Genomic DNA, 13,478 nt, shown 5'->3' with positions numbered 1-13,478 from the left:
AGCTCACTTCTCCAGGTAGGAATCGTAGCCATTCTCTTCCAGCTCATCAGCAAGTTCAGGACCACCCTGAGCTGCAACCTGACCGTTGACAAAAACATGAACATGGCTGGGCTTGATGTAGCGCAGAATACGGGTGTAGTGCGTAATGAGCATAACTCCGCAGCCGGTATTGCCATGGACACGATTAACGCCTTCCGAAACGATGCGGAGCGCATCGACATCCAAGCCAGAGTCGGTCTCGTCAAGGATCGCGAAGGAGGGCTTGAGCAGCTCCATCTGGAGAATCTCAAGGCGCTTCTTTTCACCACCGGAGAAGCCAACATTAACGTCACGTTCTGCGAAGGAAGGATCCATCCGCAGATTCTCCATAGCCTGATTCACGTCCTTCACCCACTGACGAATCTGGGGAGCGTGACCGTCAACCGCAGTCTTTGCTGTACGCAGGAAGTTCGAAACCGAAACACCAGCAACTTCGACCGGGTACTGCATTGCCAAGAAAAGGCCAGCCTTCGCGCGTTCATCAACGCTCATGTCCAGAATCGAAGCATCATCGAGGTAAGCCTCGCCACTGGTGATTTCATAGGCGGGGTGTCCTGCAAGAGCGTAGGCAAGAGTTGACTTGCCCGAGCCGTTGGGGCCCATAATTGCGTGAATCTCACCGGAGTTAATGGTCAGGTTCACACCCTTCAGAATTTCCTTTGGTCCTTCAGCGGTCTCAACGGATGCGTGAAGGTCTTTAATAGTCAAAGTCGACATTTTTTCTCCTCTTCGGCGCTAGACGCCGCACTGTAGTTGTCGTCCTACTGTCGTGTAGCCTCAGGCGCCAAGAGCGGCGCGTTCCAGTTCCTTTTCAATTGCGTTCATCAGGTGTTCTTGAACCTGCGGAACGCCGATTTGTTCAATAAGTTCGGCGAAGAATCCACGAACGACCAAACGACGTGCATCAGCTTCGTCGATGCCGCGGCTCATCAGGTAGAAGAGCTGTTCATCATCAAAGCGTCCGGTTGCGGATGCATGTCCAGCACCGACGATTTCACCGTTCTCAATTTCGAGGTTAGGAACGGAGTCGGCCTTCGCTCCCTCACTCAGCACAAGGTTACGGTTGAGCTCGTAGGTATCGGTTCCATCGGCAGCTTCGCGGATCAGGCAGTCCCCAATCCACACTGAGTGTGCGTCCTTCCCCTGAAGTGCACCCTTGTATGTGACGCGCGAGTAGCAATTGGGCTGCGAGTGGTCAACGAAGACTCGGTGCTCAAGGTGCTGACCAGAGTCGACGAAGTAGAGGCCGAGCATGGTCAATTCGCCACCAGGACCGCGATAGTCAGTATCGGAGCAGATACGTACGAGGTCGCCACCAAGGCTAACGACGATGTGACGAACCTTAGCGTCACGACCAATCGCAATGCGGTGATTCGATGCGTGTACGTAGGTGTCGTCCCATTCCTGAATTGAGACGATTGTCAGATCCGAGGCGTCACCTGCCTCAATCTCAACGGTCTGGTTCAGCGCACCTTCGCCGCCGCCTCGGTGATTAATAACAACGGTTGCGGCAGATTGGCTTCCAATACTGACAAGCAGATGCTGAACGCGGGAGTGCTCGTCACCGTCAATATCAATCATGACGGGGTCAGTGACCTCGGTACGTGGAGGAACAGTGACGATTTGTGCCCGGGTGAAAGCATTCCACGCAACAACCGACGTGCGGTCGCCAGGAGCGAGAACACTTCCCAGACGCGAATCATCGCGCCCGACCTCTTCAACAGTCACTTCAGCAGGTGCATTCACCTGCAAGCCCAAGGGCTGTGACTCAAAGAAGCCCGGATCAAAGAGTTTCTCAATTCGACGAAGCGGAGTAAAACGCCAATCTTCTTCGCGCCCATGAGGGGCAGGAATCTCTTCAAGCGAGAAAGAAGTGGGGCGATCGCCTCGGGACGAATGCGCTACGGGTGCTCCCGCTCCGTGAGAATGCGGACGGGCAGCGGTCTCTTGGGTCGTCATCAGCCAACAGATCCTTCCATCTGCAACTCAATGAGTCGGTTCAATTCAAGGGCATATTCCATGGGGAGTTCCTTAGCGATCGGCTCAACAAAGCCGCGGACGATTGTCGCCATCGCCTCGTTCTCATCCAAACCGCGGCTCATCAAATAGAAAAGCTGATCGGCGGAAACCTTAGAAACAGTAGCTTCGTGTCCCATTTCGACGTCATCGGTACGGACATCGACGTAGGGATAGGTATCAGTACGCGATACCTTGTCCACAAGAAGCGCGTCACACAGCACGTTGGACTTCGAGTGACGGGCACGTGCATTGATCTGAACAAGGCCGCGGTAAGAAGTGCGGCCACCACCACGAGACACCGACTTCGACACGATCGAAGAAGAAGTGTGGGGTGCCATGTGAACCATCTTTGCACCGGTGTCTTGCTGCTGCCCCGGACCAGCGAAACCAATGGAGAGAGTTTCACCGCGAGCATGCTCACCCATGAGGAAGCAAGCAGGGTACTTCATCGTGATGGCAGCACCCATATTGCCGTCGACCCATTCCATTGTGCCGCCTTCTTCGACCATTGCACGTTGAGTCACAAGGTTCAGCACGTTTGTCGACCAGTTCTGCACCGTGGTGTAACGAACACGCGCATCCTTCTTCACAAAAATCTCAATGACACCGGAGTGCAAAGAGTTCTCATCGTAAATAGGAGCGGTACAGCCTTCGACGTAGTGAACGTAGGAACCTTCATCAGCAATAATCAGGGTTCGCTCAAACTGTCCCATTGCCTGGGTGTTGATACGGAAGTAGGCCTGGAGAGGAATATTGACGTGTACACCCGGCGGGACGTAAACGAAGGAACCACCAGACCATGCTGCGGTATTCAGAGCAGAAAACTTGTTGTCTCCAGCCGGAACGCACTTACCGAAGTACTCTTCGAAAATCTCCGGATGCTCGCGCAAACCAGTGTCGGTGTCAGTGAAGATTACGCCCTGCTTCTCCAAGTCATCTTGGATCTGCTGGTAGACGACCTCGGATTCATACTGAGCAGCAACGCCAGAAACCAAGCGGTTCTTCTCAGCCTCGGGAATACCCAGACGATCATAGGTATCACGAATTTCTTCAGGGAGATCTTCCCAGTCATTCACCTGACGATCAGTGGGACGCACGTAGTACTTAAAGGCATCGAAATCGACACCCGAAAGATCAGGACCCCACGTCGGCATTGGCTTACGCTCGAATAACTCCAGCGCCTTCAAACGCCGTTCGCGCATCCACTGCGGTTCGTCCTTTACATCAGAGATGAAACGGACAACCGACTCGTTAATACCAAGGGGGACATCTTTCGAATAGTCATCGTTATCGTGCCACCCGTACTCGTAGGCGCCGATGGAGCTAATGATCTCATCGTCACTCATCTGAGTAGTTGCGTCGGTGACCGGTGGTGACTGGGTCATATTTTTCCTCGTCAATTCGGTTATTTCAATGATGGGCTGCTACTTGCGAAGAGCAGCTCGCGCAGCGGGAGAGATGACAGGTGCAGAAACCGGAATATTGGTTGTGCACACGTGTTCCCCACCCGCAAGTGTTGCAAGTCGTTGAACGTGAACATTGAGCAGTCGCGAAAACGCAGCAGTCTCTGCTTCACACAGCTGTGGAAAGTCCCCTGCAACCTGCCTAATTGGGCAATGCCCCTGACAGAGCTGTACAGCGTAGCCGCCGCGACCAATATCGCGAACCGTTGCTGCGTAGCCATCTGCAGTAAGTGCATCTGCGAGAGCTTGTGCACGCAGTCTCGGGTCGCTACCTGCCTCACGTACCGTAGCCGTATAACGCCTCTCGATTTCTCGAGAGCGAGCTGCAGCAAAAGAATCAATTGCTTCTCCCCCACCAACTTGCCCAAGGTAACTAAGGGCTTTCGAGGCGAGGTCTGAGTAACTTTCGGCAAGTTTTTCATGCGCCCGAGCAGTAGCAACATAGTGACGCGCGGGACGTCCGCGCCCACGTCGCCCAACCTGTCCCGGTTCATGCTCAGCAATTTCGTTATCAGAAAGCAAGATGGTGAGGTGACGACGCACTGCTGCGGTCGTCAGTCCGAGAATGCGCGCAATTGTCGAGGCAGTTACCGGCCCCTTCTCAACAACAAGGTCACGTACCTGCTGCCGGGTGCGCGCATCACTGCTCTCCACGGCGCCCTCCAAGCGAATTACATTCACGACTGTTGAATCTCATGAAAAGCATACGCTCTTTATGAAACATTTTCGTTGCGAAATACGGCTCGATTGGCGCGACTCGCATCACAAGTCTTAGGTCAAAGGTCCTTCAGTTAGCGAAGCCATTGAGATGAAAGGCCGCGGAGCTGCCAGCCTCGACGGCGCGCAGCATCTGTTGCGAGGACAGCAGAAACGGTTGACGCATTATGAAGGCGCCCATCAAGTGCCGCGGTTACGGCATCATCAAGGCTCACCCACTGGTATTCAAAATCAGCTTCTTCATCCTCGCGGTTAAAAGTTTGACCTGTTGACTCTAGGCCTCGCGCAAGAAAGATTCGAATTGATTCAGACGAACATCCTGGGGAATTAAAGATATCGAGAAGAACGTCCCAGTGTTCTGCCGTCAAATCAGCTTCTTCAGCCAATTCTCTCTGAGCACCAATCAGCGGGTCTTCCCCCGGAATATCAAGGAGTCCGGCGGGCACTTCCCACAGTTTTGCGCGGACCGGATGACGATACTGGCGTTCCAGAAGAATTTCCTCATTGCCATCATCTCCGCGAAGCGCAACGATGACCACTGCACCAGGATGTCCCATGTATTCACGAACAATGGTTTGTTGAGAGTGCGCAAGAGTCAGCTCATCACGTTGGATATCGAAGACTTTTCCTTCGAAAACTGTTTGAGACGACACTAGGCGAACAGGGACATGCTCATCTTGAAATTCATTCACGGCTCTATTATCCCTCACTGAGCGGGAGGGAAAACCGAGGTCGCGCCACTACCGACACCGAAGGAACGCGCACTTGAGTGGGCATCCTTAAGGGCCAAGACCGCGCAAATCGTTCCCTGTGTCGTTCCAACCTGATCGACAGTGGTTGCCGCAACGTTTGCATTACGGAGGGCGCTAATGGTGGAACGGTCACTTGAAGCATCACCAAGAATAACGCCGCCAACCGGCGCATTTCCGATCATCTTCGCCAAGCCTTCCCATGATGCTTGTGACGCCAAGGGAGCTGCGGTCGAAGTCTCATTCGCAGATGTCGTGTTTGCTCTGGGACCGATAACGACGATTGCCTGAGCACTACCCTGAGGATCCTTAGAAATCTTCATAACGGGGGTGTCTCCACCCGTGAGGATTTGCTTAACAAGATCAGGCTCAGATCCAGTTTGAGTCAATGAAGACACGATTGCCTGCGCAATCACTGCCTCGGCCCCTGCATCTGCTGGCAAACCACTCAAGTGCGAAGCAAGAGGCGTCGATAAAGTACTACGGAAAGTCGCAGAATCTGCGCTCAGCCACGTATTCGTCAGCTCGGCCTCGCCCGAAACCTGCGCGCCAGCCTGTCCGAGGGTTTGACGCATTGAGTCAACATCCGCAGAATCTGTCCCCGGCACTGTCACTAGCGCGACCGAAACCCCATTGAGAGAACCGTTGAGTCGACTCTGTGCGAGTTCAGAAACAGCACGTGCTTCGATCTTGCCGTTGTTCTGGGCCTGGGCAAGTGCCTCGTTTGACGAGGCCGTGGTGGCGTTTGACGCCAAGCCTGAAGAAATTCGCGACTGAAGCGGTCCCGCACCGAGGACAACGCCTAGGCACAGCGCAACAAACACCGCGGTCAAAGAAACAATGTGATAGCGAAAATTCACCATGAGATATCTTCCTTAAGCAGTGAGTGCGCCAGCCCAGTTGGCTAGCTCAGAGGTTGCTGAATTCGTCGGGGACCACAGGTGCGAAACCCAATCCCACACTCCGGTAAATAGGTCGTGTCCCCAAGGAGTTGACCAGAGCGCAACACCCATTGAGATTAGAAGAACGCACGACAAGAGGAAGAGCGAACCAGCGCGTATACGGCTTCGATAAGTTGCACTGACAGCCCGCGCTGGAATCAAAAGATCACCGGCTCGCAAACGAATAAAGAACGCGGGCGTGACAACCGAACGCGAGAGTTCAAGATAGTCCTCAAGCTCGCGTGCATCTCCCGCAACAACAATCGCGGCCGGATCCATAAAGCTCAGAACGCTGATCGCCACATCAACTGCTGCTGCAGTGAGATCGACCTGATGATAGTCGACGCCCATACGATTGAGGCGATCGCGCCCTTGATCACCATCGTGAGCACGCGGAACAATAATTTCTGCGCCGCTGCGCAGGATCCTATCTGGCACCTCAGTCATATCACCGACAATGATTGCCGGCTTTAGATGCGCACGCCGCGCGCGAAGTGCACCCCCCTCAACCGCGACGACAATAGGCTGCGTGTCGCGAATCCACTGACGAAGATCTTTCAATTGCTGGCTGGATCGCGGGGAATCACAAACTAGAAGAACCTGCTGACCCGCAATCTTGGTCGATAGCTTCGGATAGCCTTCGCCATGAAGAACCGCAGCACCTTCATTTTCTAGGAATGCGGCTGTGGATGCTTCAAAAGCCTGTAGTTGGTCGGAAAGAGTCTGATCAGCATCGGGAAGCTCATCCTCTAGCGGAGAGCGCGAATCGTACCGGTTTCCCTGCGCGATTCGCTTTCCCTTACTTTGAATTTCAGAACCAACGATCCTCACCGTATCGCCGTCTTTGAGGGCCCACACATCTGGTCCGCAATCGTCAATCAGCACAATGCCTGCATCAAGAAGTGCCTGGGGGCCGCGGCTTCGAACGCGACCGGTCACCGAAAGCAGTGCATTAATCACAACTCGCGCGCCGCTTTCAATAAGAAGTTCCGCGTCTGCCTGAGTGAGATCGTTGTCCTCAATCAGTAAAAAATCACCGTTGTCGAGCTGAGGAATCTTCTGGTGTAGGTCTCTGGCGATCCATACACGTCCCTCAATCGAGGTAGCATCGCTACCTGAAAATCCTGATTTTTCTTCTGTCACGCCTTCGATTGTGGCATGTCCTGGCCTAGGAGCTCATAAGCATGTCGGCGCGCCGCCTCAGAGTGCGCATCCCCACTCATCATGCGCGCAAGCTCAGCGGCGCGTTCTTCGCCCTCAAGCACACGGATTGAGGTTCGGCCATCCAATTTCTCGATATAGAGATGCTGATCAGCATAAGCGGCAACCTGCGCGAGATGAGTCACGACAATGACTTGGTGATGTTCAGCAAGACGAGCAAGACGAGCCCCGACTTCCACTGCCGTTTTCCCACCAATTCCTGAGTCAATCTCATCAAAGATAAAGGTGACATCACTGTCAGACTCCCCCAAAATCACTTCTAAGGCAAGCATGACGCGAGAGAGTTCACCTCCGGAGGCACCCACGCCTAGGGGGCGCGGCGGCGCTTGCGGATGCGGCTGGAGAAGCATTACGGGGTCTTCAAGACCATGCGACTGCGGAGTGTGTTCCTCCCAATCGACGCTAAAAGACGCATCAGGCATCGAAAGAGAGTGAAGTTCGTGTGTCACCTTTGAACTGAGTTCTTCCGCCAATTGTCGGCGCGACTGAGCCAGCGCTTCACCAACTACGAGGACCTGTGTTTGAGCTTTCTCAAGCTCCTTCTCCACAACCTCTGGACTGTCGTGTTGTGCAGTTAGTGCTTCGAGGCGTGAACGCGCGTTCTTCTCCCACTCGAGAAGTGAGGGAATATCACTTGCTCTTCCCTCCATGAGTTGACGCAGGGAGGAGCGGCGAGAGTGCAACGCAGCCAAGGCCTCGGGATCGGCTTCAACAGTTGAGAGGTAGTGTGCTAGATCATCACGGACACTGGCCAGTTCCATTGAGGACTGCTTAAAGCGCTGTCCGATAGAGGCAAGTGCATGGTCCAGACGCGCCCCCATCCGAAGCGAATCAAGAGCACGACCAATCAAATCGAGGATGCCATCGGTGTCTTCATCTCCATCAAGGAACTTAACTGCAGTGCCAACATGACGGCGGAGATCTTCCGTGTTGGTGAGGCGCTGAATCTTCGAAAGGATCTCTTCTTCTTCGCCTTCTTGAGGCTTGAGAGAATCAAAAAGTGCCAACGCGCTCGAAAGCTCAGAAATCTCTTCCTGTCGGTCACTCGAAGAACGCCTCAGTTCACGCAAACGCGAGCTAAGATCGACGGCTTGCTTCCATGCCGCGCTGTACTCATTGATCAGATTCTGGTGCCCGTCTCCACCGTAGGAATCCAGAGCCTCTCGTTGAGCGCTCGTCGAACGAAGACGAAGCTGATCTGATTGACCATGAATAGTGACAAGGGAACCAACGATCCTCGAGAGAGCAGCAGCCGGCATCGCGCGTCCTCCGAGGGCAGCACGCGATCGTCCGTTTCTCGGAATTGTCCTCGAAACATAGAGGAGGTCGTCATCGAGCTGTGCGCCCATCTCTTCCAGTTCGTCAGCAAGAGCGCGCGGAACCGAAAAAACCCCGTCAACACTTCCACGATCAGAGGCATTTTCGTCGCTGCTTTGACGAACAATCTGGGGGTCGGCTCGTCCCCCTAAAAGCAGGTTGAGGGAAGTAAGAACCATGGTCTTGCCTGCACCTGTCTCCCCGGTCAGCACGGTAAAACGTGGACCGAAATCGACATGAGAGCTTTCGATAACTCCCAGGTTCTCGATATCCAAAGACTCGATCACTTGGCGTTTCCTTCCGGGTTCCTCCATCCACGGACAGGCAAGTTAAACTTCGTCACCAGACGCTCAGCGAAAGGAGTATGCTCCATTCGAACCAGGCGCACTGGATTTTGCGATACTCGTGCGACTACTGAGGTACCGGCGGGTGCAATCGTTCGACGGAGACCATCGCACCAGACTTCAGGAGCACTCCAATGCTCTTCATTAATCACAACTTCAATCGTCGACCCGGGACCCACAACCAGCGGTCGAGTGAAAAGCCCATGCGCCGCAATCGGAGAAATCACAACAGCTTCCGTATCGGGCCACACAACCGGACCACCGGCAGAGAAAGAATAGGCGGTCGATCCCGTGGGTGTCGCGAGGATCATTCCATCTGCACCATATGTTGAAACGTCCTGGCCATCGACAACCAATACAAGGTGTACAGGGTGCGCAGGATCGGTGTGTTTCACAACCGCATCATTAAGCGCCCAATCGGTGATGAGATTTTCACCGGGGAGCTTGATGGAAATATCCAGAGTTGAGCGTTTTTCCTCGTGGTACTCCCCCAGCGCAAGGCGATGCATGAGGGTGGGAATTGACTCCGGCGAGGCCTCGGCAAGGAAACCCATATGGCCAGCATTGATGCCGAGCAGGGGAATATTGAAGCGCCGAGCTGATTCAGCAGCCGCAAGGATAGTGCCATCTCCACCCATCGCTAGGACCAGATCAGGCCCATGATCATTGGTAAGGTTCTCCGCCTCATCTTCACTAATAACTTCTATTCCAAGTTGCGTGAGCTCACGCACTGCCACTTCAGTTGCGGCAATAGCAGCAGGGCGTTGAACGTGCCGAACCATGAGAATTCTTTTCATGAATACCCTTCTCCCTATGCATCCTTTTGCATGTGAGTGCCGGCACTGCGTCCTGCAGGACCCTCGTCAATGGCTTTTTGAATCGATTCAGGGATCTGAGAATCCTCAAGGGCTTCAGGATGGTTTGCGCGCATAGAAACAAAATACTCGACGTTCCCAGATGGGCCGGGAAGCGGCGATGCTTGAACAGCGGCAATCCCCAAACCGAGGCCTCGTGCACAGTCGATCACCTGAGTAATTGTTTCGCGGTGATGATCAAGGTTGCGCACAACCCCACCGCTACCCAAACGATCTTTTCCAATCTCAAATTGTGGTTTGACCATTAACAGGAAGTCAGCACCGGGTGCGGCAACACTCACAAGGGCCGGAAGAACGAGTGTCAAAGAAATGAAAGAGAGATCCCCGACAACCAGCTCTGGGGGTGGGAGGATATCGCCTGCCTTCATTAGGCGCACATTGGTTCGATCCATAACTTCGACTCGCGGATCACTCTGAAGACGCCATGCCAGTTGTCCATAACCAACATCGACGGCGACAACGCTAGCTGCACCGCGACGAAGAAGCACGTCAGTAAAACCGCCGGTAGATGCTCCTGCATCCATACATCGACGCCCCTGGACAATCGGCGCGTGTTCACCCAACGCATCCAATGCACCCGCAAGCTTAAAAGCTCCGCGAGAGACATAATCGGGATCATCGCCCTGAGTAATCACCAATGCCTGGGCTGGATCCATTTGACGAGCAGGTTTTTCAACAACCTGCCCATCGAGAAGAACCCTTCTCTGGGCAATGAGTTCTTGCGCATGAGAACGCGAACGGACCATCTTGCGCCGAACAAGCTCAGAATCGATACGCCGTAATTTCATCAGTTTAGGTGTCCTTCTAGTTCACCACGAAGGCGTTGATCGAGCTGTCGAAGCAGTTCGATCTGCTGCGCAACGGGAAGCTCATCAAAGTTATCAGGCAATGATGAGCCGCCCGCCTCGCTTGCCTCTAAGGACACGATCAGTCGTCCTCTCCGTCAAGATCGCTGGTCTGAGCCAGAAGCTCTTGGAGGTCTTCTTCACCGGGGAGGAACTCTAGGGTTTCAGCCACGCCAGAGACATTCTCTTCGGGAACGACTCCTTCTTCGGATTCCTCAACAGGCTCATCGAGAGCTTCGAAGAAACCCGAAGGATCGTCATTAGGTACCACAACCAAAGTCGGGCACACAATCTCAATCTCTGACGGCGAATCCCATGCAGCTGCTGCAAGAGCGCGGTAGGAGTCCATACTGATGACGGCTCCTTCTCGCAACTCAACGTCATCAAGGGTCAAGTGTCCATCACGACGCAGGCGTGCAACCTGAGAAATACCGCAAGTCCACGTTCCGTCAGCATGGTGCTTGGGAGAAGGATGCTCTTCAAGTAGTCCGCGCATATCCAATGCGAGGTAGCTTGGACGCTGTCCACGAGGCGCACAAATCACTGCACGGGCATCATGAACACCGGTGAGCACGTGGAGCGCAGGAATACCCGCAGCGACCGCGCCGAGGATATCGGTTTCAAGTCGGTCACCGACTGCGATCGGGTTTTGGCTCTCGATCAGTTCTGCACCACGCTGGTAGATTCCAGGTTCTGGCTTACCCGCAGCAATCGGACGCTTGCGAGTTGCATAGCTGACTGCACGTACTAATGCACCATTGCCCAGTGCGAATCCGCGCTCTTGTGGAAGCGTGGCATCCAAGTTGGTTGCAAAGAACTGAGCACCGCGTTCCAAGGCAAAAGCAGCCTCAGTAAGCTGGGCCCACGTAACCGACGCATCAAAGCCCTGAACGACTGCTTCAGGCTGATCGTCTGCGCTCTCTACCAAGACATAACCTGCCTCGCGAAGAGCCTGACGCAGTCCCTCTCCACCAACAACGTAGACTGAGGCACCCTCATCGAGGTGTTCGCTCATCACTGCAATGACATCCATGGCAGAGGTCATAATGTCAGATGGCTGTGCCTTGAACCCAAGCTCATCAAGCTGGGCAGCAATCATCGCTGGGGTGCGTGAAGCGTTATTGGTGACAAAACCAATCTTCAGACCTGCTTCACGAGCCTCTTCGGCTGCCTGTGCGGCATGCTCGATTGGAAGCTTGCCCGCGTACGCAGTGCCATCCAGGTCCAAAAGGGCTGCATCAAAGTTGGTGTAAAGAGCACCCTTCGAGCCCTTGAGAGGTGAACGACGATCATCCACATCGGCATCTGCAAAGAGGCCAACATCGACGATATCCGGGTCTTCTTCCTCTTCTGGAATTTCAGCCTCCACCTGAGCTGCTTCTTCTTCACGTCCGAGTTCACGAAGACGATCTGCCTTCACTGACATAAGACGGCGAAGGAATTCAGGATCCGCATCCGAGCCGAGTGTTGCAATCGCATCATCAACGATGACAAGACCAACTTCGTTTTGTCCCAGATCGGCACGTGCACCGGAGGAAACAAGCACGAGTTCGACTTGTTCTGCAAGATCAAGCTGGGAAGTGTCAGTCTGGTCGATAATTTCGATGGCGCGCTCAGGGCGTCCCAATCCACGTTCGCAGTCTGCTTCGATGGCGCGCAAGGAAAGATCACCACGGAGGCGTCGCATAGCACGAACCTCGCGCAGTGCTTCCTCGTAGTGGCCAGCAGCGTAAGCAGTAAGGGCCGAGGCCTCGCGGACAACGTCGACACGTCCCGCGCGCGATGCTGCAGCCTTTGCGTGCTTATAAGCAAGCTCAGGATCGAGGTCGATCAGTTGGCCCGCCATCACAAGTTGGCGCGCAACGATATCGCGATTGATTCCTGAAAGCGTGGACAGTGCGCGAAGCGCGTCTTTATCAAGTTCTTCAGCAGAAACGCCTGCGGGAATCGTAGGTTCGTCACCATTGGGAGCGGTGTATTCGTCGCGCGAACGCGGCGCGCTCGAACGTTGGGTATCACGGAAATTACGTCCTCCGCGCTGATCATCACGACGATCACGAGAGAAACCACGCGAATCACGATCAAAGCGGCCAGAACGCTCACCACTCTGGCGACGATCACCATACTCAGAAGAACGGAAATCGCGATCAGAACGCTCAAAACGACGTCCTCCGCGCTGATCACCGCGTTCATTACGGTCAAAACGACGATCCGAACGCTGACCATCACGACGATCACGAGAGAAACCACGCGAATCACGCGAATCCCGATCAAAGCGGCCAGAACGCTCACCACCCTGGCGACGATCACCATACTCAGAAGAACGGAAATCGCGATCAGAACGCTCAAAACGACGTCCTCCGCGCTGATCACCGCGTTCATTACGGTCAAAACGACGATCCGAACGCTGACCATCACGACGATCGTAACGATCTTCCCGGTTACCTCCAGAAAAACCGTCGCGGCCGTTACGACGGTCTGAAGAATCAAAACGACGCGGTCCACGAGAGGAATCCCCGCGAGAGTACGAACCGTTGCCTCCACGGGAAGTACGTCCACGACGCTGCGAGGAGTCAAACCTATCTGCCACAATTCCTACTTTCTTGGGGTCCGATGACCGCACCTATCTTGAATTAAAACTATGAACCTAACCAGCATAGTGGGCTGTGCGGAATCAAGCTAGTGGGCATAAGGGGCTATGGAAAGGCGACTCGTGTGGCTTTCATCGCTAGAGCGACAAACCAGCCGACTCGAAAAGGAGGAAATATGTATACGAACCTGCGAGTTCACGCTTAAAAGAGAGACCACCTATGCAGGCATTGTGTTTGCGCGTGGTTGTGCATGTAAAGGGGGGTGGGGTCTTGGAATGTTGTGTTCCAAGACCCCACCCCTTTTGAAGAGTGTTGTGGCGGTGTCCTACTCTCCCACACCCTCCCAGGTGCAGTACC

At 54.2% G+C, this 13,478-nt stretch carries 12 protein-coding genes; all 12 read right to left on the bottom strand.

The window, feature by feature from the left end; genetic code table 11:
* Positions 1–3 precede the first annotated feature (3 nt).
* The 12 genes from sufC to RW023_RS03235 all read right to left on the bottom strand — a co-directional run bounded on the left by sufC (position 4) and on the right by RW023_RS03235 (position 13,120).
* Complete coding sequence (gene sufC / locus RW023_RS03290; RefSeq protein WP_009409518.1) at positions 4–756, bottom strand: Fe-S cluster assembly ATPase SufC; 753 nt, start codon at positions 754–756, stop codon at positions 4–6.
* Positions 757–816: 60 nt separating this feature from the next.
* On the bottom strand, positions 817–1,998 hold the full coding sequence (gene sufD / locus RW023_RS03285; protein WP_315579877.1) for a Fe-S cluster assembly protein SufD: 1,182 nt from the start codon (positions 1,996–1,998) through the stop codon (positions 817–819).
* Positions 1,998–3,443: a Fe-S cluster assembly protein SufB gene (gene sufB, locus RW023_RS03280; RefSeq protein WP_315579876.1), complete on the bottom strand. Its 1,446-nt coding sequence runs from the start codon at positions 3,441–3,443 to the stop codon at positions 1,998–2,000. The genes sufD and sufB overlap by 1 nt, the downstream gene beginning before the upstream one ends.
* Positions 3,444–3,482: 39 nt before the next feature.
* Entirely contained in the window at positions 3,483–4,175 is a 693-nt protein-coding gene (locus RW023_RS03275) for an HTH domain-containing protein (RefSeq protein ID WP_315579875.1), read from the bottom strand.
* Positions 4,176–4,312: 137 nt separating this feature from the next.
* Entirely contained in the window at positions 4,313–4,930 is a 618-nt protein-coding gene (locus RW023_RS03270) for an NUDIX hydrolase (RefSeq protein ID WP_315579874.1), read from the bottom strand.
* A gap of 14 nt (positions 4,931–4,944) precedes the next feature.
* Positions 4,945–5,850 carry a copper transporter gene (locus tag RW023_RS03265; protein ID WP_315579873.1) on the bottom strand — a complete coding sequence of 302 codons (906 nt, stop codon included), beginning with the start codon at positions 5,848–5,850 and terminating at the stop codon, positions 4,945–4,947.
* Between the two features lie 12 nt (positions 5,851–5,862).
* Positions 5,863–7,071: a putative cytokinetic ring protein SteA gene (gene steA / locus RW023_RS03260; RefSeq protein WP_315579872.1), complete on the bottom strand. Its 1,209-nt coding sequence runs from the start codon at positions 7,069–7,071 to the stop codon at positions 5,863–5,865.
* Positions 7,068–8,753: a DNA repair protein RecN gene (gene recN, locus RW023_RS03255; protein ID WP_315579871.1), complete on the bottom strand. Its 1,686-nt coding sequence runs from the start codon at positions 8,751–8,753 to the stop codon at positions 7,068–7,070. Before recN ends, steA begins: the two co-directional genes overlap by 4 nt.
* Positions 8,750–9,607, bottom strand: coding sequence for an NAD kinase (locus tag RW023_RS03250; RefSeq protein ID WP_399499299.1), 858 nt, complete (start codon positions 9,605–9,607; stop codon positions 8,750–8,752). The genes recN and RW023_RS03250 overlap by 4 nt, the downstream gene beginning before the upstream one ends.
* 14 nt (positions 9,608–9,621) lie before the next feature.
* Positions 9,622–10,473, bottom strand: a complete 852-nt coding sequence (locus tag RW023_RS03245; RefSeq protein ID WP_315579869.1) for a TlyA family RNA methyltransferase — start codon at positions 10,471–10,473, stop codon at positions 9,622–9,624.
* Positions 10,473–10,610 (bottom strand): hypothetical protein, encoded by a 138-nt coding sequence (locus RW023_RS03240; protein ID WP_315579868.1) that lies wholly within the window; start codon positions 10,608–10,610, stop codon positions 10,473–10,475. Before RW023_RS03240 ends, RW023_RS03245 begins: the two co-directional genes overlap by 1 nt.
* A 2-nt stretch (positions 10,611–10,612) precedes the next feature.
* A complete protein-coding gene (locus RW023_RS03235; RefSeq protein WP_315579867.1) occupies positions 10,613–13,120 on the bottom strand; it encodes an HAD-IIA family hydrolase in 2,508 nt (835 codons plus the stop codon).
* Positions 13,121–13,478: the final 358 nt, after the last annotated feature.

It is taken from the genome of uncultured Actinomyces sp., assembly GCF_963542285.1.
GTDB lineage: Bacteria > Actinomycetota > Actinomycetes > Actinomycetales > Actinomycetaceae > Pauljensenia.
The sequence above is the reverse complement of the archived record's forward strand: the minus strand, read 5'-3'. Positions and strand labels throughout refer to the sequence as shown.